We start from the raw sequence: 19,089 nt of genomic DNA, 5'->3' as shown, positions 1-19,089 counted from the left end.
TCAACCCGTCGATCCGTCAGCGCACGATGCCCCGGCCGGCCGAGGCCAGGAAGTCGAGCATCATCGCGATGTCGGCCTCGGCCTCGGGATGCTCGGCGCGCAGGGCCTCGATCTCGGCGCGTGCGGCCTCCAGCGTCAGGCCCTTGCGGTAGAGCGCGCGGTACATCTGCTTGACGGCCAGGATGCGCTCCGGGCCGAAGCCGCGGCGCTTCAGGCCTTCCTGGTTGAAGCCGTGCGCCTCGCAGGGATTGCCCGCCACCATCACGAAGGGCGGCACGTCCTGCGCGATGCGCGAGGCGAATCCCGCCATCGCGTGCGCGCCGACGCGGCTGAACTGGTGCACCCCGGTGAGTCCCCCGAGGATCGCCCAGTCGCCCACCCGCACATGGCCGGCCAGCGTGGTGACATTGGCCATGATCGTGTGGCTGCCGATGCGGCAGTCGTGCGCGACATGCACGTAGGCCATGATCCAGTTGTCGTCGCCGATGCGGGTGACGCCCTCGTCCTGGACGGTGCCGGTCGAGATGGTGCAGAACTCGCGCAGCGTGTTGCCGTCGCCGATCTCCAGCCGCGTGGGCTCGCCGGCGTACTTCTTGTCCTGCGGGTCCGAGCCCAGCGAGCAGAACTGCCAGATGCGGTTGTCGCGCCCGATCGTCGTGTGCCCCTCGATCACGCAGTGCGGGCCGACGGTGGTGCCGGCACCGATCTCGACGTGGGGACCGATGATCGTGTAGGGGCCGACGACGACCGACTCGTGCAGCCGTGCCGCCGGATCGACCACCGCGGTGGGATGGATCTGCGTCATGGAGAGCAGGCGCCTCAGCCGACGCGACGCATCGTGCACATCAGCTCGGCCTCGGCGGCGAGCACGCCGTCGACGGTGGCGCGGGCGCTGTACTTGTAGATGCCGGCACGCACGCGGTCGACCGTCGACTCGAGGATGAGCTGGTCGCCCGGCTCGACCGGACGCTTGAAGCGCGCGCCGTCGATGCCGGCGAAGTAGACCACCATGTCCTCGGTGAGCTGCTCGCCCATCGAGGTGAAGGACAGCAGCGCCGAGGTCTGCGCCAGCGCCTCCAGGATCAGCACGCCGGGAAACACCGGGCGGCGCGGGAAGTGGCCGGTGAAGATCGGCTCGTTGAAGGTGATGTTCTTGATCGCGCGGATGCTCTTGTGCAGCTCGATGTCGAGCACCCGGTCCACCAGCAGGATCGGGTAGCGGTGCGGCAGCTTCTTCATGATCTGATGGATGTCCATCGTGATCGGGGTGCGCTGCGGCGCGGCGGGGGACTCGTCGGACGGGATCGTCGTGCTCATGATGTCTTGCTTTGCTTCTCGAGGGCGCGGATGCGTTCGCGCAGGGTGTGCAGCTGCCGCAGCGTGGCGGCGTTCTTCTCCCACGAGGCGTTGTCGTCGATCGGGAAGATCCCGCTGTAGTGGCCGGGCTTGCGCAGGCTGTGCGTGACCACGCTGGTGGCCGAGACGGTCACGCCGTCGGCGATCTCCAGATGGCCGATGATGTTGGCGCCACCGCCGATCGCGCAGCGCCGCCCGATGCGGGTGCTGCCGGCGACGCCGGTGCAGCCCGCCATGGCGGTGTGCTCGCCGATGCGCACGTTGTGGCCGATCTGGATCAGGTTGTCGAGCTTGACGCCCTCGCCGATGACGGTGTCGTCGAGCGCGCCGCGGTCGATGCAGGTGTTGGCGCCGATCTCGACGCGGTCGCCGATGACGACGCCGCCGAGCTGCTCGATCTTCTCCCAGGCCCCCTGGTTCGGCGCGAAGCCGAAGCCGTCGGCGCCCAGCACCACACCGCTGTGCAGCAGGCAGTCCGTGCCCAGGCGCGTGCCCGGCATCAGCGTGACCCGCGGCGCCAGCCGCGTGCGCGCACCGACCACGACGCCCGCGCCGACGAAGCCCAGCGCGCCGACGACCACCCCCTCGCCGAGGACCGCACCGGACTCGACCACCGCCTGGGCGCCGATCGAGACGCCCTCGCCCAGCACCGCATCCGGCGCGACGACCGCGCTCGGATGCACGCCGGCCGCGGCGGGCGCACGCGTGCGCGCCGCCCACCACTGGGTGAGCCGCGCGAAATGCAGGTAGGGATCGGGCACGACCAGCGCGACGCAGCCCGGACGCACCGCCTCGCGCGCCGCCTCGGAGACGATGACGCAGCCGGCGTCGGTGTCGGCGAGCTGGGCGCGGTAGCGCGGATTGGCGAGAAAGCTGATCGTGCCGGCATCGGCACCCTGCAGCGGGCCGATGCGGCGGATCAGCCGCTCGCCCGGTTCAGGCACCGAGGCGTCGGCGACGAGTTCTCCCCCGAGCCCGGCCTGCAGCTCGTGCAGGCGCACGGAGAAGTTCGGGTTCACTTGGCCGGCGCGGCGTTCAGGGCCTTGATCACCTTGTCGGTGATGTCCACGCGCGGACCGGCGAAGACCACCGGGTCCTGCAGGATCAGGTCGTACTTCTCGCTGTCGAAGATCTGCTTGATGACCTTGTTGGCACGGTCGACCACCGAGGCGAGCTCCTCGTTCTTGCGCTGGTTCAGGTCTTCCTGGAACTCGCGGCGCTTGCGCTGCAGGTCGCGCTCCTGCTCGACCAGATCGCGCTGGCGGCGGGCGCGCTCGGACTCGGCCAGCGTGACCTGGTCCTTCTCGAACTTGTCGGCCGCGCCCTTCAGGCGCGCGGCGGCATCGTTGAGCTCCTTCTCGCGCTTGCCGAACTCGCCTTCCAGCTTGGCCTGCGCGGCCTTGGCCGGCGCGGCGTCGCGCAGCATGCGGTCGCTGTTGACATAGCCGATCTTGAGCTCCTGAGCGACCGCACCGGCCGGCGCCGCAAGCAGGGCCGTCGCGGCGGCCGCAGCGGCTGCGGCGGCGGACAGGCGGGCGATCATCGGGCGGAAGTGTGAATTCATCATCAGAATGCGGTACCGATCTGGAACTGGAAGCGCTGGATTCTATCCTGCGCGAACTTGCGCACCGGCTGGCCCCAGCTGAGCTTGAGCGGGCCGATCGGCGAGATCCACGACAGGCCCAGGCCCACCGAGGAGCGCAGCGAGGCGACGGTCGGCGTCTCGTCCTCGCCCCAGACGTTGCCGGCGTCGAGGTAGCCGAAGATGCGCAGCGTGCGGTCGTTGCCGACGCCGGGGAAGGGGAAATACAGCTCGCCGTTGAGGTTGAGCCGCTGCGTGCCGCCGAGGTAGGCGCCGGTCACGTCGACCGGGCCGAGCGAGTTCTGGTCGAAGCCGCGCACCGTGCCGAGGCCGCCGCCGTAGAAGTTCTTGAAGACCGGGTAGTCGCGCCCGCCCAGGCCCTTGGCATAGCCGACCTCGGCGTTCAGGCCCAGCGTCAGCTTCTTGCTCAGCGGGAAGTACTGCTGGATCTGGTAGTTGTTGCGCATGTAGCGGGTGTCGCCGAAGGCGGCCCACTCGATGTTGACGCGCTGGTAGCGGCCCTCGTTGGGCACCAGCGAGCTGTCGCGGCCGTCGCGCTGCCAGCCCAGCGTCAGCGGGAAGGAGGTGCTGGAGGTGCCGTAGGTGGAGCGGTAGCGGTAGAAGGCCTCCGGCAGCGCGGTGGCCGAGCGCATCGTCGTGCGTTCGGCGCCGATGCCGAAGAACACCGTGTCGTAGTCCGAGAACGGCACGCCGAAGCGCACCGCCGCGCCCGGCGTGACCAGCTCGTAGGCCTCGCCCTGGCTGTTGAGCGGCTTGTTGGTGCGGTAGTAGACGTCGAGCGAGCGCGACACGCCGTCCTGCGTGAAGTACGGGTTGACGCTCGACAGCACCAGGGTGCGCGAGGACTTGCTGGTGTTGAGCTCGATGCCGAGGTAGTTGCCCGAGCCGAAGACGTTGTCCTGCTTGATCGAGCCGGTGAAGGCCAGCTTGTCGGCGCTGGAGAAGTTCGCCCCGACCATCAGGCTGCCGGTGGGCTTCTCCTTGACGTTGATCGTCAGGTCGACCTGGTCGGCGGTGCCGGGCACCTCCTGCGTCTCGACGTCGACCTCGCTGAAGTAGCCCAGGCGGTCGACCCGGTCGCGCGAGAGCTTGATGCGCTGGCCGTCGTACCAGGCCGACTCGAACTGGCGGAACTCGCGGCGCACCACCTCGTCGCGCGTCTTGGTGTTGCCGGCGACGTTGATGCGGCGCACATAGACGCGCCGGCCCGGATCGGCGTTGAGCTGGATCTCGACGCGGCCGGTGTCGCGGTCGATGCGCGGCACCAGCTCGACGCGCGCGAAGGCGTAGCCGAACAGGCCGAAGCGGTCGGTGAAGGCCTTCTGGGTCGCGGCCACGTCCTCGGCCTTGTACGGCTCGCCCGGGCGGATCGACACCAGCGAGCGGAACTCCTCGTCCTTGCCGAGGTAGTCGCCCGAGAGCTTCACGCCGGTCACGGTGTAGCGCCGGCCCTCGCGGATGTTGATGGTGATCGAGATGTCCTGCTTGTCCGGCGAGATCGCGACCTGGGTCGAGTCGACGTTGAACTCGAGGTAGCCGCGGTTCAGGTACCAGGCCCGCAGGGTCTCCAGGTCGGCGTTGAGCTTGGTGCGCGAGTAGCGGTCGCTCTTCGTGTACCAGGTCATCAGCCCGCCGGTGGTCAGGTCGAGCTGGCCGAGCAGCGTGCCCTCGGAGAAGGCCTCGTTGCCGGTGATGCGGATCTCGCGGATGCGCGCCACGCCGCCCTCGGAGACCGCGAAGGTCACGTTGACGCGGTTGCGGTCGACCGGCGTGATCGTCGTGACCACCTCGGCGCCGTAGAGGCTGCGGGTCAGGTACTGGCGCTTGAGCTCCTGCTCGGCGCGGTCGGCCAGCGCCTTGTCGAAGGGCTGGCCCTCGCCGACGCCGATGTCCTTGAGCGCCTTCAGCAGCGTGTCGCGGTCGAACTCGCTGGTGCCGGTGAAGTCGACCTTGCCGATGACCGAGCGCTCCTCGACGACGACGACGGCGACCGGACCGTCGATCTCGATGCGCACGTCCTTGAACAGGCCGGTGGCGAACAGCGCACGCAGCGCCGCCGCTCCCTTCTCGTCGCTGTAGGTGTCGCCGACGCGAAAGGGCAGCGACGCGAAGACCGTGCCGGCATCGGTGCGCTGCAGGCCCTCGACGCGGATGTCCTTCAGCGTGAAGGGCGTGACCGCCAGCGCGGGCAGCGCCGTGCCGGCGATCGCCACGGTCATGGCCGCGGCACAGGCACGGGGAGAGAAGACAGGGGAAAAGGAGGGAGCGCGCATGCGGTCAGTGCAGGCCCAGGTAGCGGGCCACGTCGTTGTACAGGGCGAGCGACATCATCAGCAGGATCACCATCAGGCCCCCGCGCTGCAGCCGCGCGATCCACACGTCGGGGATCGGGCGACCGATGGCACCCTCGATCAGATAATACAGGAGGTGTCCGCCGTCGAGCATCGGCAGCGGCAGGAGGTTCAGGATCCCGAGACTGACGCTGACCACCGCCAGGAAGCCCAGGTAGTAGGCCAGCCCGAGCTCGGCCGACTGGCCGGCGTAGTCGGCGATCGTCAGCGGGCCGCTCAGGTTCTTCAGCGAGGCCTCGCCGACGATCATGCGGCCGAACATCGCCAGCGACATCGTCGACATCTCCCAGGTGCGCTCGACGCCGCGCGCCAGCCCGTCGAGCAGGTCCAGCCGCACCAGGTCGGTCTGCGGCCGCGAGCCCACCACCGCCTCGATGCGGCCGAAGGCCACGCCGCGCTCCTCGACCCGGGCCGGACGCACCGTCAGCTCCAGGCGCCGCCCGGCGCGCTCGACCAGCCAGCGCTGCGGCGCCGGATCGGCCAGGCTGCCCGAATCGCGGATCAGCGCACGCAGCGCCGCCGCGTCGGCGATCTCGCGGTCGTCGACGCGCATGACGCGGTCGCCGCGCATCAGCCCGGCGCGCGCGGCCGGACCGGCCGAGGCGACCTCGCCGATCAGCGGCTCGGAATAGGCCGCGCCGATGCCGATGCGACGCACCAGCGCGGCATCGGCCTCGGCGGCCTCCAGCCCGGCCAGCGGCAGCAGCAGCTCGCGGCGGCCGCCGCCGTCGGCGTTCGTGATCTCCAGGCGCAGGTCGCGGCGGTCCAGCGCCGCGCTGGTGGCCTGCCAGCGCAGGTCGTTGAGCGAGTCGATGTCGCGCCAGTCGGCGGCGTCGGCCGAGGACCAGCGCCGCACCCAGTCGCCGGCATGCAGCCCCGCCTGCAGCGCGACGCTGCCGGCCGGCGGCGTGCCCACCACCGCGCGCGGCTCCTGCGTGCCGATCCACGACGAGGCCGCGTACAGCAGCACCGCCAGCACCAGGTTGGCCAGCGGGCCGGCCGCGACGATGGCGGCACGCTGGCCCAGCGGCTTGCGGTTGAAGGCGCGGTCGAGCTCGTGCGGGGCCACCGGGCCCTCGCGCTCGTCGAGCATGCGCACGTAGCCGCCCAGCGGCAGCAGGCCCAGCGCCCACTCGGTCTCGCCGATGCGGCGCTCCCAGACCGTCTTGCCGAAGCCGATCGAGAAGCGCAGGACCTTGACGCCGCACGCCCGGGCCATGCGGTAGTGGCCCCATTCGTGGACGACGATCAGCACGCCGAGCGTGACGAGGAAGGCGATCAGGGTGTTCATGCGGACTCAGACGCCCAGACGGGCGGCGAGTTCAGCGGCATGACGACGCGCCTGCGCGTCGAGCGCCAGCAGGCCCTCGAGCGAGCCGGCCGCGCCGGCGGGAATCGACATCGACTCCAGCGTGCCGGCATTGACCGCGTGAATGCGGTCGAAGCGCAGCCGACCGGCCAGGAAGGCCTCGACCGCGATCTCGTTGGCGGCGTTGAGCACCGCGGTGCTGCCGGGGGCGGCCTCCAGCGCCGTCCAGGCCAGCTGCAGGCCGGGGAAGCGCGCGGCGTCGGCCTCCTCGAAGGTCAGCGCCTTCAGCGCCAGGAAGTCGAGCAGCTCGGCACCGGACTCGATGCGCTCCGGCCAGGACAGGCCGTAGGCGATCGGCACGCGCATGTCAGGCGTGCCCAGCTGCGCCAGCACCGAGCGGTCGCGGCAGACCACCATCGAGTGGATGATGCTCTGCGGGTGGATCACCACCCTCACCTGCCGCGGCTGCAGGTCGAAGAGCCAGCGCGCCTCGATCACCTCGAGCGCCTTGTTCATCATCGTGGCCGAGTCGACCGAGATCTTGCGGCCCATGACCCAGTTCGGATGCGCGCAGGCCTGCTCGGGCGTGACCTCGCGCAGCGTGGCGGGGTCGCGCTGGCGGAACGGACCGCCCGAGGCGGTCAGCACGATGTGGTCGATGCGCTGCGCCCAGCTCGCGCGATCCTCGGGCAGGCACTGGAAGATGGCCGAGTGCTCGCTGTCGATGGGCAGCAGCATGGCGCCGCCCTCGCGCACCGCGTCCATGAAGAGCTGGCCGCCGACGACCAGCGCCTCCTTGTTGGCCAGCAGCAGCCGCTTGCCCGCGCGCGCCGCCGCCAGGCAGGGCGACAGGCCGGCCGCGCCGACGATGGCCGCCATCACGCTGTCGACCTCCGGATGCGCCGCCACCTGCTCGAGCGCGGCCGCGCCGGTCAGCACCTCGGTGGCCAGCCCCTCGGCGCGCAGGCGCTCGGAGAGCGCACGACCCAGCTCGGCCGTCGGCATCACCGCGAAGCGCGGGCGCCAGCGCGCGCACTGCGCCGCCAGCTCGTCCACGCGGCTGTGCGCGCTCAGCGCGAAGACCTCGTAGCGGTCGGGATGGCGGGCCAGCACGTCGAGCGTGTTGGTGCCGATCGAGCCGGTCGAGCCGAGCACGGTGACGCGGTGGCGCGGTGCGCCCGCCGGAGCGGCCGGAGCGTTCAGGGATGCGGTCATGCGGAGATCAGGGCAAGCGCCAGCGGACACACCGGCAGCAGGGCATCGATGCGGTCGAGCACGCCGCCGTGGCCGGGCAGCAGCGCGCTGCTGTCCTTGGCGCCGGCGCTGCGCTTGACCAGGGATTCGAACAGGTCGCCGACCACGCTCAGCGCGGCCAGGAACAGGCAGGAGACGACCAGGCCGGGCAGGCCGCCGCGAGCCAGCAGCAGCGTGTACAGGCTCGGCCCGTCGGCCAGGCCCTGGCGGTCGAAGGCGATCCAGGCCAGCGCCAGCGCGACCACGCCGGCCATGCCTCCCCAGACGCCCTCCCAGCTCTTGCCCGGACTGATCGAGGGCGCCAGCTTGCGCCGGCCGAAGGCCCGGCCGCTGAAGTAGGCGGTGATGTCGGCCATCCAGACGAGGCAGAAGACCGACAGCAGGAAGTTCAGGCCGCGGGTGCGCCCCTCGGCGATCGCCAGCCAGGCCAGCCACAGCAGCAGCACGCCGCCGGCCAGGCGCAGCGCGGCGGGCGCCTGCGGCCAGGACGCGACGCCGCGGCGCAGCACCCAGGCACCGCCCAGCACCCACAGCGGCAGCGCGAGCTGCCAGATGACGGTCGGCGTGTGGCCGATCCAGCCGGCCTGCCACATCGCGGCCGAACCGGCCGCGACCACCGCGCCGCCGGCCAGCGCCGGCGCACCGGGCGCGCCGTTCAGGCGGAACCACTCCCAGCCGGCCGCGGCGATCATCACCAGCGTCAGCAGCGCGAAGGGCCACGGGGCCTGCGCGAACAGCGCAGGAAGAAGCACCAGCAGCATGAGCACTGCGGTGATGATGCGCTGCTTGAGCATGCGGGGAGCGACAGTGTCGGAGGGTCGGGGCGGGCGCCGGGACTCAGGCGTCCGGGGCCAGCGTGATCTTCTCGCCGGAGGCGGAGATGTCGGTCTTCACGCCGCCGTAGCGGCGATCGCGCGCGGCGAAGGCGGCGATCGCCCGGTCGATCTCGCGCTCGTCGAAGTCCGGCCAGAGGCAGTCGGTGAAGTGGAACTCCGAGTAGGCGATCTGCCAGAGCAGGAAGTTCGAGATGCGCACCTCGCCGCCGGTGCGGATGAACAGGTCCGGATCGGGCGCATAGGCCATCGCCATGTGGCGCGACAGCAGCGCCTCGTCGACCTGATCGGCCTGCACCCCGGAGGCCACCGCCTGGCGCACCGCCTGCACGATGTCCCAGCGGCCGCCGTAGTTGAAGGCCACCGACAGCGTGATGCGGGTGTTGGCCTCGGTGGTGCGCTCGGCATGTTCCCAGGCCGCCCGCACCTTCTCCGACACCGCGGCCCGGTCGCCGATGATGCGGATGCGCACGCCCAGCGCGGCCAGCTTCGCCAGGTACTTCGCCACCGCGGTCAGCACCAGGTTCATCAGGCCGGAGACCTCCTCGTCGGGACGCTTCCAGTTCTCCGACGAGAAGGCGAAGACCGTCAGGTACTCGACGCCGCGGTCGGCGCAGGCATTGATCGCGCGGATCAGCGAATCGACGCCGTACTTGTGGCCGACGATGCGCGGCATGAAGCGCTTGTTGGCCCAGCGCCCGTTGCCGTCCATGACGATGGCGATGTGGCGCGGCACGGCCGGCCCGGCGGTCTTCGACGCGGCAGCCATCGCGTCAGACCGCCATGACCTCGGCTTCCTTGGCCTGGACCAGCTTGTCGATCTCGGCGATCGTGCGGTCGGTCAGCTTCTGGATGTCGTCGTTGGAGCGGCGCTCCTCGTCCTCGGAGATCAGCTTGTCCTTCAGCAGCTTCTTGGCCTGCTCGTTGGCGTCGCGGCGCAGGTTGCGCACGGCAACACGGGCATCCTCGCCGGCATGGCGCACCACCTTGGTCAGCTCCTTGCGGCGCTCCTCGGTCAGCGCCGGCAGCGGCACGCGGATCAGGTCGCCCATCGACGACGGGTTCAGGCCCAGGTCCGACTCGCGGATGGCCTTCTCGATCTTCCCGCCCATGCCCTTTTCCCAGGGCTGGACGCTGATGGTGCGCGCGTCGATCAGCGAGACGTTGGCGACCTGGCTGATCGGCAGCATCGAGCCGTAGTACTCGACGTGCACCTGGTCCAGGATGCCCGGGTGGGCACGGCCGGTGCGGATCTTCTGCAGTTCGTTCTTGAAGGCCTCGATGGACTTGGCCATCTTGGCGTCGGCGTTCTTCTTGATGTCGGCAATGCTCATCGTTTTGCTCCGGAAGCCTGGGGCGGCTCAGACTCAGACGTGGACCAGCGTGCCTTCGTCCTCGCCGAGGACGACCCGCTTCAGGGCGCCCGGCTTGAAGATCGAAAACACCTTGATCGGCAGGTTCTGGTCGCGGCACAGCGCGAACGCGGTCGCGTCCAGCACGGCCAGGTTGCGGCCGATCGCCTCGTCGAAGGTCAGGGTCGCGTAGCGGGTGGCCGACGGATCCTTCTTCGGGTCCGCGGTGTAGACGCCGTCGACCTTGGTCGCCTTCAGCATGATCTGCGCGCCGATCTCGGCCCCGCGCAGCGCAGCGGCCGTGTCGGTGGTGAAGAAGGGGTTGCCGGTGCCGCCGGCGAAGACGACCACCTTGCCTTCTTCGAGGTATTGCAGCGCCTTCGGGCGCACGTAGGGCTCGACCACCTGGTCGATGCTCAGCGCCGACATGACGCGCGCGGTCATGCCTTCCTGGCGCATCGTGTCGGCCAGCGCGAGCGAGTTCATCACGGTGGCGAGCATGCCCATGTAGTCGGCGGTGGCGCGGTCCATGCCCACCGCCCCGCCGGCCACGCCGCGGAAGATGTTCCCGCCGCCGATCACCACCGCCACCTCGCATCCGAGCGCCGTCACTTCCTGGACCTCGCGCACCATGCGCACGATGGTCGCGCGGTTGATGCCATAGGCGTCATCGCCCATCAGGGCCTCGCCGGAGAGCTTCAGAAGGATGCGTTTGTATGCGGGCATGCAGTGACCTCGATATAAGCGAAAAAAACGATCTCGCGAGTTTAGGGCAGCCGGGTGACGAGACGCCACAGGCCCTCGTCACCCGAGTGGATGCATGCCGGACTCGCCGGGCACGCATCCGTCAGGCCGATCAGGCCTTGGAGGCGGCGGCGACCTGCGCGGCCACTTCGGCGGCGAAGTCGTCCTGCTTCTTCTCGATGCCTTCGCCGACGACGAACATCGTGAAGCCGGCCAGCGTGGTGCCGGCGCTCTTCAGGTAGGCGCCCACGGTCTGCTTGCCGTCGGCGGCCTTCACGAAGACCTGGTCCAGCAGCGAGACTTCCTTCAGGAACTTCTGCACCGAGCCTTCGACCATCTTGGCGACGATCTCGGCCGGCTTGCCCGACTCGGCAGCCTTCTCGGCGGCGATCTTGCGCTCCTTCTCGACCAGCTCGGCCGAGACTTCGGCCGACGACAGGGCCGCCGGCTTCATCGCGGCGATGTGCATCGCGGCGTCCTTGGCGGCGACGGCGTCACCGGTGTACTCGACGATCACGCCGATGCGCACGCCGTGCAGGTAGTGGGCCAGCGCGCCGCCACCCTCGTAGCGCTTGAAGCGGCGGATGGTCATGTTCTCGCCGATCTTGCCGATCAGGCCCTTGCGCACGTCCTCGACCGTCGGGCCGAAGTCTTCCATGGCCAGCGGCAGGGCCGACAGGGCCTCGACGTCGGCCGGGTTGTGCTCGGCCACCAGGTTGGCGCAGGACTGCACGAAGGACAGGAAGATCTCGTTCTTCGAGACGAAGTCGGTCTCGCAGTTGACTTCCACCATGGCGCCGGTCGTGCCGTTGACGGCCGCGGCGACCACGCCTTCGGCGGTCACGCGCGAGGCGGCCTTGCCCGCCTTGTTGCCCAGCTTGACGCGCAGGATCTCTTCGGCGCGCACGATGTCGCCGTCGGCTTCCGTCAGGGCCTTCTTGCACTCCATCATCGGCGCGTCGGTCTTCGCGCGCAGATCGGCAACCATCTTGGCGGTAATCGCAGCCATTGAAACTCTCCTAAACCTGAAACTTGAAAAAAAGGGGCTGAATCAGCCCCTTGCAAGCCGAGTCGCGCGGACTCAGGCGGCGTCGCTGACCTCGACGAATTCGTCCGAGCCGGCGACGGCCTCGACGACTTCGCTGACGGCGTTGTTCTTGCCTTCCAGGACGGCGTCAGCCATCACGCGGGCATACAGCGCCACGGCCTTGGCCGAGTCGTCGTTGCCGGGGATGACATAGTCGATGCCGTCCGGGTTGTGGTTGGTGTCGACCACGCCGATGACCGGGATGCCCAGCTTCTTGGCTTCGGCGATGGCGATCTTGTGGAAGCCCACGTCGATCACGAACAGCGCGTCAGGCAGGGCAGCCATGTCCTGGATGCCGCCGATGTCCTTTTCCAGCTTGGCCAGCTCGCGCTGGAACAGCAGGCCTTCCTTCTTGCTCATCGACTCGAGGCCGGCTTCCACCTGGGCCTGCATGTCCTTGAGCTTCTTCAGCGAACCCTTGACGGTCTTGAAGTTGGTCAGCATGCCGCCCAGCCAGCGCTGGTCGACGAAGGGCATGCCGGCGCGGGCAGCTTCCTCGGCGACGATCTCGCGCGCCTGGCGCTTGGTGCCGACGAACAGGATGGTGCCGCGCTTGGACGCCAGCTGGCGGGCGAACTTGGTGGCTTCCTCGAAGAGCGGAACGGTCTTCTCGAGGTTGATGATGTGGATCTTGTTGCGATGGCCGAAGATGTACGGAGCCATCTTCGGGTTCCAGAAACGGGTCTGGTGGCCGAAGTGGACGCCTGCTTCGAGCATGTCGCGCATCGTGAAGGACATGAGATCACTCCTAAAGGTTGGATCTAGAATCCGACTCGGATCGCAGGCGAAATGCACCGCTCGGGCGCAGCTCGCTGCAACACCTTCAGCCAGTCGGATCCGGGATTGATTCATCCGTCCCGAACACCGGGGTCGGCTCCAGCGCACCGCGCGCAGGAAGGACACCGCGATTCGACGCGGCACCGGACAAACCCCGAGAGTATAGCAAGCCTTGCACACCCCCGACCTGCACACGCTGCGCGAGCAGCTCGACGAGGGCGCAGCCGATGCCCTGACCCTGCTCGACCAGGCCCTCGCCGCGGCCCGCTCGCCGCGCTGCGCACACGCCTTCGTCTCGATCGACGAGCAGGGCGCGCGCGCGGCGGCGGCCGGACGCACCGGCGCGCTCGCCGGGCTGCCGGTCAGCATCAAGGACCTCTACGACATCGCCGGTCAGGTGACGACCGCGGGCTCCGTCGTGCTGGCGGACCAGCCCGCGGCCCTGGCGGATGCGCCGGCCGTCGCCCGGCTGCGCGCGGCCGGCGCCGCGCTGATCGGCCGCACGCAGATGACCGAGTTCGCCTTCTCCGGCGTCGGCATCAACCCGCACCACGGCACGCCGGCCAACGTGGCGATGGCCGCGCTCGATCCGGCCGCGCCGGCCTGCGTGCCCGGCGGCTCGAGCTCGGGCGGCGCGGTCTCGGTGGCGGCGGGGGCCGCGGTGGCGGCACTGGGCAGCGACACCGGCGGCTCGATCCGCATCCCGGCGGCGCTGCACGGCCTGGTCGGCTTCAAGAACACCCAGGCGCTGACGCCCGCTGCCGGCACCGTGCCGCTGGCGCCCAGCCTCGATACCGTCTGCGCGATCACCCGCAGCGTGCGCGACGCGGTGCTGCTGCACGAGATCCTGGCCGACCGCATCGTGCGCCTGGACGCGGTGCCGCTGGCCGCGCGCCGGTTCGCGGTGGTGCGCACACTGATGCTCGACGCGCTGGAGGCGCCGGTCGCCGCGGCCTTCGAGCTCGCGCTGCAGACCCTCGCGCAGGCCGGGGCGCAGATCGAGTCCATCGACCTGCCGCTGCTCGACGAGCTGCCGCGCCTGACGCAGGACGGCGGCCTGCCCGCCGCCGAGAGCTGGGCCTGGCACCGCGAGCTTCTGGCGCGCGACGGCGCGCGCTACGACCCGCGGGTGGCCGCGCGCATCCGCCGCGGCGCGGCGATCACGCCCGAGGCGCTGGCGGCGCTGCACGCCGCGCGCGCCGACTGGATCGGCCGCATGTCGGCCGCGCTGGCAGGCTTCGACGCGGTGCTGTCGCCGACGGTACCGATGACCCCGCCGCCGCTGGCGCCGCTGCTGGCCGACGACGCCGCCTTCTTCGAGGTCAACGCGCGGCTGCTGCGCAACCCCTCGGTGGTCAACCTGCTCGACGGCTGCGCGATCAGCCTGCCCTGCCACGCGCCGGGCACCGCGCCCGTGGGCCTGATGGCCTGGAGCCTGGGCGGACGCGACGACCGGCTGCTGTCGCTGGCGCTGCAGATCGAGGCCGCGCTGAAGTCCGCCAGGGAGACCGCACGATGAGCGCCGCGACGCCCGAGGCGGTCGGAGCGGTCGACGTCATCCTCGACACCAATGTCGTGCTCGACTGGCTGGTCTTCCGGCACGCCAGCGGCCTGGCGATCGGCGAGGCCGTCGAGGCCGGACGGCTGCGCTGGATCGTCAGCCCGGCGATGCAGGAGGAGCTGACCGACGTGCTGGGCCGCCTGCTGCACCTGCCCACGCTGATGCGCTGGGCCGAGCGGCACGCGCCGGCCAGCCGCGAAGTCGCCCGGCTGGCACAGCCGGTCAGCGCGCCGGGCCCGCTGCCGCACCCGCAGCGCCTGCGCTGCACCGATCCCGACGACCAGTGCTTCATCGACCTGGCCGTGTCGCGCCGCACGCCCTGGCTGATCACCCGCGACCACGCGCTGCGGCGGCTGGCCCGTCGCGCGCGCGCCTTCGGCGTCGCGGTGGTCACGCCGGAAGGCTGGGCCACGGCCGACAGCCGCTCCGCCCTACGCCCTCCGGATCTCCTGCCATGACCGCATCGACCGCCGCCCGCGCCCTGCCCGTCCTGCCTGCGGACCACCGGCCGGTGCGGCTGAGCGAGCGGCTCGAGCACCGACCGGGCCCGTGGCCGCTGCATGACGCGGCCGCCTCGCGCACGCTGGATGCGCTGGCGGCCGAGGCGCTGCCTGCGCACGCGCTGATGCAGCGCGCCGGCCTGGCGGTGGCACGGCTGGCGATGGCGCTGGCGCCGCATGCGCGCCGCATCCATGTGCTGGCCGGCCATGGCAACAACGGCGGAGACGGCTTCGAGGCCGCGCTGCACCTGCTCCGCGCCGGCCGCGAGGTGCGGCTGCACGTGATCGGCCGCGACAGCGACGACGGCCGCGCCCAGGCCTGGCCGCCGGATGCCGCCGCCTCGCGCCGGCAGGCCGAGCTCGGCGGCGTGGCCATCGTCGCCGGGCTGGCGCCGCAGGCGCTCGGCGGCGCCGACCTGGTGATCGACGCGCTGCTCGGCCGCGGCCTGGCGCGCCCGGCCAGCGGCCCGGTCGCCGACGCGATCCGGCTGTGCAACGGCTCGGGCGTGCCGGTGCTGGCAGTCGACCTGCCCTCGGGCCTGCCCGGCGACACCGGCGCGCTCGAGGTCGGCGCCGCCTGCGTGCAGGCGCGCTGGACGCTGGCGCTGCTGTCGCTGGCGCCGGGCCTGCTGACCGCACACGGCCGCGACCAGGCCGGCGAGATCTGGTGGGACGAGCTCGGCGTGCAGCTCGCGCACCCGGACTTTCCTGCGCCGGCGGCGCGACTGCAGGGCGCGGCCGGGCTGCAGTCGCTGTGGCCGGCACGGCGTCATGCGCAGCACAAGGGCAGCTTCGGCGACGTGCGCATTCTCGGCGGCGCCGGCTCCATGGGCGGCGCGGCGCTGCTGGCCGGGCGCGCGGCGCTGGGGGCCGGCGCCGGTCGTGTCTGGGTCGACCTGCTCGACGAAGGCGCGCCGCGTCTGGACCCGGTGCATCCGGAACTGATGTTCGCGCCGACCCCGGCGGACGAGCGCCTGGCATCCAGCACGGTGGTGGCCGGCTGCGGCGGCGGCGAGGCGGTGGCCGCGCGGCTGGCGCCGCTGCTGGCGCAGGCCGGCCGGCTGCTGCTCGATGCCGACGCGCTCAACGCGCTGGCGGCCGATGCGCGACTGATGCAGGCGCTGCACCGGCGCGGCGCCGAAGGCGGGCCGACGCTGCTGACGCCGCATCCGCTGGAGGCCGCGCGCCTGCTCGGCTGCAGCGCCGCCGAGGTGCAGGCCGACCGGCTGCGCGCGGTGCGCGAGCTGGCCGCGCGCAGCGGCGCGGCGGTGGTGCTGAAGGGCTCGGGGACGCTGATCGGCCGGCCCGGGCCGCATCACGCGCCCTGGATCAACGCCAGCGGCAATGCCGCGCTGGCCACGCCCGGCAGCGGCGACGTGCTGGCCGGCTGGATCGCCGGCCTGTGGGGCCAGATCGCCTGCGGCCGCGCGACCGGCGCAGAGGCCGCGCTGGACGAAGCCGAACTGGCGGCACGCCGTGGCGTCTGGCTGCATGGCCGCCGCGCCGAGCGCCTGGCCGCAGGCGGCAGCGCGCTGGTGGCCAGCCGCATCGTGCCCGACGGACAGGACGGCTGAGAACCGCCGCTCAGCGCCGGCGCTTCGGCGCGCCGCCGGCGCCACCCGCACCGCTCTTGGCGGCCGTCTTCGTCGCCGACTTGGCTGCACGCTTGGCCGCCTTGCGCGAGGGCCGCGCGCTGTTCGAGCGGTCACGCTCGCGCGATGCGGCGCGGCGCACCGCGCGGTCGGCCTCGGTCACCGACTGCAGCTCGTCCTGCGCCCGGGACGGGGCGCGCTCGCGCCCGCCCTTGCCGGCCGGCGCGGCCGGCGGCAGCGCCGGTGCCAGCGGATCGCGCACCAGGCGGAAGTCGATGCGCCGACCGTCCAGATCGACCCGGCTGACCTGCACCCGGATGCGCACGCCCACCGCGTAGCGCACGCCGGTGCGCTCGCCGCGCAGTTCCTGGCGCACCTCGTCGTAGCGGAAGTACTCGCCGCCCAGCTCGGTGATGTGCACCAGGCCCTCGACATAGAGCTCGTCGAGCTGCACGAACAGGCCGAAGCTGGTCGCGGCGCTCACGGTGCCGGAATACTCCTCGCCGAGGCGGTCGCGCATGAACTTGCACTTCAGCCAGGCCTCGACATCGCGCGAGGCCTCGTCGGCGCGGCGCTCGTTGGCGCTGCAGTGCGCGCCGGCCGCCTCCCAGGCCTCCAGGTCGCGCGGCGCGATGCCCTCCATCTTCGGCATGGGCCGGCCCTCGGCACCCGGGCGGCGACGCAGCGGCTGGGCCGCACCCGGGATCGAGGACTTCACCACCAGCGCGTACTTGCGCTTGCCCAGGATCGCCTTGATCACCCGGTGCACCAGCAGGTCCGGATAGCGCCGGATCGGGCTGGTGAAGTGGGTGTAGGCGTCATAGGCCAGCCCGAAGTGGCCGCTGTTGATCGGCGTGTAGATGGCCTGCTGCATCGAGCGCAGCAGCATCGAGTGGATCTGCGCCGCATCCGGCCGGTCGCGCGTCTGCTGCGCCAGCGCCTGCAGCTCGGCCGGCCTGGGCTCGTCGCTGATCGACAGGTTCAGGCCCAGACTGCGCAGGTAGGCCTGCAGCGCCACCCGCTTCTCGGGCGTCGGCCCTTCGTGGACCCGGTACAGCGACGGATGCTTGGCCGCCTGGATGAAGTCGGCCGCGCAGACATTGGCCGCCAGCATCGCCTCCTCGATCAGCCGGTGCGCCTCGTTGCGCACCCGCGGCACGATCTTCTCGATGCGGCCGTTGTCGTCGCAGACGATCTGCGTCTCGGTGGTCTCGAAGTCGATCGCGCCGCGCGTGCCGCGCTGCCTGAGCAGCACGCGGTAGACCTCGTGCAGGTGCAGCAGGTGCGGCACCAGGTCGGCACGGCGCTGCGCCTCCGGGCCGCGGGTGTTCGACAGCACCGCGGCGACCTCGGTGTAGGTCAGCCGCGCATGCGAGCAGATCACCGCCGGATAGAACTGGTAGGCCGCGACCTCGCCGGTGGCATCGACCAGCATGTCGCAGACCATCGAGAGCCGGTTCTGCTCGGGATTGAGCGAGCACAGCCCGTTCGAGAGCTTCTCCGGCAGCATCGGGATGACGCGGCGCGGGAAATAGACCGAGGTCGCGCGCTCGTAGGCATCGTCGTCGAGCGGGTCGCCCGGCTTGACGTAGTGGCTGACGTCGGCGATGGCCACCACCAGCCGCCAGCCCTTGCGCCGACCGACCTTGGCCGGCTCACAGTAGACCGCGTCGTCGAAGTCGCGCGCGTCCTCGCCATCGATCGTCACCAGCGGCACGTCGGTCAGGTTGATGCGCTGCTTCATGTCGGCCGCGCGCACCCGGTCGGGCAGCTTGCCGGTCTGCGCCAGCGTCTCCGGCGAGAAGCGGTGCGGCACCTCGTACTTGCGCACCGCGATCTCGATCTCCATGCCGGGATCGTCGATGTCGCCGAGCACCTCGGTGATGCGCCCGACCGGCTGCGAATGCAGCGACGGCGGTTCGGTCAGCTCGACGGCGACCACCTGGCCGGCCTCGGCCTTCGCGGTGGCGTTCTTCGGGATCAGGATGTCCTGGCCATAGCGCTTGTCCTCCGGCGCGACGATCCAGACGCCGTTCTCCAGCAGCAGCCGGCCGATGATCGGCGCGCGCCGCCGCTCCAGGATCTCGAGCACCCGCCCTTCCGGGCGGCCCTTGCGGTCGTAGCGCACGATGCGCACCCGGACCCGATCGCGATGCAGCACCGCCCTCATCTCCTGCGGCGCCAGATAGATGTCGGCCTCGCCGCCCTCCACCACCACGAAGCCGTGACCGTCACGGTGGCCTTGCACCGTGCCTTCCACTTCACTCATCAGCGTGCTGTTCAACGAAATTCCTTCTCAAAACGCTTGCGGATCGAATTTTTCTCATGCTACACTGTCGTTCTTCGCTGATCGGAACAAAATTTCGAAACAGCGCAAGAGCCCAGGTGGCGGAATTGGTAGACGCACTAGTTTCAGGTACTAGCGGGTAACTCCGTGGAGGTTCGAGTCCTCTCCTGGGCACCAACAGCGAATCCAGCATACGCGAGATTCCAAAACTTGCACAGACCTTTGAAATCCAGGTCCGTGCTCGTAATCAGGATTTCAAGGCCCAGGTGGCGGAATTGGTAGACGCACTAGTTTCAGGTACTAGCGGGTAACTCCGTGGAGGTTCGAGTCCTCTCCTGGGCACCATCTTGCGATGATCTTCGAGATCCGGGTCATCGTTCGTAGTCAAGGATTTCAAGGCCCAGGTGGCGGAATTGGTAGACGCACTAGTTTCAGGTACTAGCGGGTAACTCCGTGGAGGTTCGAGTCCTCTCCTGGGCACCA

At 70.6% G+C, this 19,089-nt stretch carries 17 protein-coding genes and 3 tRNA genes; 6 read left to right on the top strand and 14 right to left on the bottom strand.

Going from position 1 to position 19,089, the window contains the following annotated elements; all coding sequences use genetic code 11:
- Positions 1 to 16 precede the first annotated feature (16 nt).
- The 13 genes from lpxA to rpsB form a co-directional block, all read right to left on the bottom strand.
- A complete protein-coding gene (gene lpxA, locus HNQ01_RS14550) occupies positions 17 to 805 on the bottom strand; it encodes an acyl-ACP--UDP-N-acetylglucosamine O-acyltransferase (RefSeq protein ID WP_173806176.1) in 789 nt (262 codons plus the stop codon).
- Between the two features lie 14 nt (positions 806 to 819).
- Positions 820 to 1,317: a 3-hydroxyacyl-ACP dehydratase FabZ gene (gene fabZ / locus HNQ01_RS14545; RefSeq protein WP_286180827.1), complete on the bottom strand. Its 498-nt coding sequence runs from the start codon at positions 1,315 to 1,317 to the stop codon at positions 820 to 822.
- Positions 1,314 to 2,375 carry a UDP-3-O-(3-hydroxymyristoyl)glucosamine N-acyltransferase gene (gene lpxD, locus HNQ01_RS14540; protein ID WP_173806175.1) on the bottom strand — a complete coding sequence of 354 codons (1,062 nt, stop codon included), beginning with the start codon at positions 2,373 to 2,375 and terminating at the stop codon, positions 1,314 to 1,316. Before lpxD ends, fabZ begins: the two co-directional genes overlap by 4 nt.
- The gene (locus HNQ01_RS14535) at positions 2,372 to 2,899 is read right to left on the bottom strand and encodes an OmpH/Skp family outer membrane protein (RefSeq protein ID WP_286180826.1); all 528 of its coding nucleotides are present in this window, start codon (positions 2,897 to 2,899) and stop codon (positions 2,372 to 2,374) included. Before HNQ01_RS14535 ends, lpxD begins: the two co-directional genes overlap by 4 nt.
- Before the next feature lie 23 nt (positions 2,900 to 2,922).
- Entirely contained in the window at positions 2,923 to 5,232 is a 2,310-nt protein-coding gene (bamA, locus tag HNQ01_RS14530) for an outer membrane protein assembly factor BamA (RefSeq protein WP_173806173.1), read from the bottom strand.
- A gap of 4 nt (positions 5,233 to 5,236) precedes the next feature.
- Positions 5,237 to 6,601: an RIP metalloprotease RseP gene (gene rseP / locus HNQ01_RS14525; RefSeq protein WP_173806172.1), complete on the bottom strand. Its 1,365-nt coding sequence runs from the start codon at positions 6,599 to 6,601 to the stop codon at positions 5,237 to 5,239.
- 6 nt (positions 6,602 to 6,607) lie between these two features.
- Positions 6,608 to 7,834 (bottom strand): 1-deoxy-D-xylulose-5-phosphate reductoisomerase, encoded by a 1,227-nt coding sequence (gene ispC / locus HNQ01_RS14520; RefSeq protein ID WP_173806171.1) that lies wholly within the window; start codon positions 7,832 to 7,834, stop codon positions 6,608 to 6,610.
- Positions 7,831 to 8,667: a phosphatidate cytidylyltransferase gene (locus tag HNQ01_RS14515; protein WP_173806170.1), complete on the bottom strand. Its 837-nt coding sequence runs from the start codon at positions 8,665 to 8,667 to the stop codon at positions 7,831 to 7,833. Before HNQ01_RS14515 ends, ispC begins: the two co-directional genes overlap by 4 nt.
- Before the next feature lie 43 nt (positions 8,668 to 8,710).
- Entirely contained in the window at positions 8,711 to 9,475 is a 765-nt protein-coding gene (gene uppS, locus HNQ01_RS14510; RefSeq protein WP_173806169.1) for a polyprenyl diphosphate synthase, read from the bottom strand.
- Positions 9,476 to 9,479: 4 nt separating this feature from the next.
- The gene (gene frr / locus HNQ01_RS14505; protein ID WP_173806168.1) at positions 9,480 to 10,040 is read right to left on the bottom strand and encodes a ribosome recycling factor; all 561 of its coding nucleotides are present in this window, start codon (positions 10,038 to 10,040) and stop codon (positions 9,480 to 9,482) included.
- A 33-nt stretch (positions 10,041 to 10,073) separates the two neighbouring features.
- Positions 10,074 to 10,784, bottom strand: a complete 711-nt coding sequence (gene pyrH, locus HNQ01_RS14500; RefSeq protein WP_173806167.1) for a UMP kinase — start codon at positions 10,782 to 10,784, stop codon at positions 10,074 to 10,076.
- Positions 10,785 to 10,914: 130 nt separating this feature from the next.
- Positions 10,915 to 11,811, bottom strand: a complete 897-nt coding sequence (gene tsf / locus HNQ01_RS14495; RefSeq protein WP_173806166.1) for a translation elongation factor Ts — start codon at positions 11,809 to 11,811, stop codon at positions 10,915 to 10,917.
- Positions 11,812 to 11,883: 72 nt separating this feature from the next.
- Positions 11,884 to 12,627 carry a 30S ribosomal protein S2 gene (rpsB, locus tag HNQ01_RS14490; protein WP_173806165.1) on the bottom strand — a complete coding sequence of 248 codons (744 nt, stop codon included), beginning with the start codon at positions 12,625 to 12,627 and terminating at the stop codon, positions 11,884 to 11,886.
- 211 nt (positions 12,628 to 12,838) lie between these two features.
- Between rpsB and HNQ01_RS14485 the strand changes: the two genes are divergently transcribed.
- Genes HNQ01_RS14485 through HNQ01_RS14475 form a run of 3 tightly spaced genes read left to right on the top strand, consistent with a single transcriptional unit; the run spans position 12,839 to position 16,301 of the window.
- On the top strand, positions 12,839 to 14,185 hold the full coding sequence (locus HNQ01_RS14485) for an amidase (protein WP_173806164.1): 1,347 nt from the start codon (positions 12,839 to 12,841) through the stop codon (positions 14,183 to 14,185).
- Positions 14,182 to 14,685, top strand: a complete 504-nt coding sequence (locus HNQ01_RS14480) for a PIN domain-containing protein (RefSeq protein ID WP_173806163.1) — start codon at positions 14,182 to 14,184, stop codon at positions 14,683 to 14,685. Before HNQ01_RS14485 ends, HNQ01_RS14480 begins: the two co-directional genes overlap by 4 nt.
- On the top strand, positions 14,682 to 16,301 hold the full coding sequence (locus HNQ01_RS14475; protein WP_173806162.1) for an NAD(P)H-hydrate dehydratase: 1,620 nt from the start codon (positions 14,682 to 14,684) through the stop codon (positions 16,299 to 16,301). The genes HNQ01_RS14480 and HNQ01_RS14475 overlap by 4 nt, the downstream gene beginning before the upstream one ends.
- A 10-nt stretch (positions 16,302 to 16,311) precedes the next feature.
- Here the strand turns inward: HNQ01_RS14475 and rnr are convergent, their stop codons facing one another.
- Positions 16,312 to 18,588: a ribonuclease R gene (gene rnr / locus HNQ01_RS14470; RefSeq protein ID WP_173806245.1), complete on the bottom strand. Its 2,277-nt coding sequence runs from the start codon at positions 18,586 to 18,588 to the stop codon at positions 16,312 to 16,314.
- A gap of 110 nt (positions 18,589 to 18,698) precedes the next feature.
- Here rnr and HNQ01_RS14465 point away from each other — a divergent pair.
- The 3 genes from HNQ01_RS14465 (at position 18,699) to HNQ01_RS14455 (ending at position 19,089) form a co-directional block, all read left to right on the top strand.
- Positions 18,699 to 18,783: transfer RNA gene (locus tag HNQ01_RS14465), tRNA-Leu, on the top strand.
- A gap of 83 nt (positions 18,784 to 18,866) precedes the next feature.
- A tRNA-Leu gene (locus tag HNQ01_RS14460) sits at positions 18,867 to 18,951 on the top strand.
- Between the two features lie 53 nt (positions 18,952 to 19,004).
- A tRNA-Leu gene (locus tag HNQ01_RS14455) sits at positions 19,005 to 19,089 on the top strand.

It is taken from the genome of Sphaerotilus uruguayifluvii, from assembly GCF_013294065.1.
Taxonomy (GTDB): domain Bacteria; phylum Pseudomonadota; class Gammaproteobacteria; order Burkholderiales; family Burkholderiaceae_C; genus Sphaerotilus; species Sphaerotilus uruguayifluvii.
Note: the sequence above shows the minus strand (reverse complement) of the source record. Positions and strands in the feature narration are given on the sequence as shown.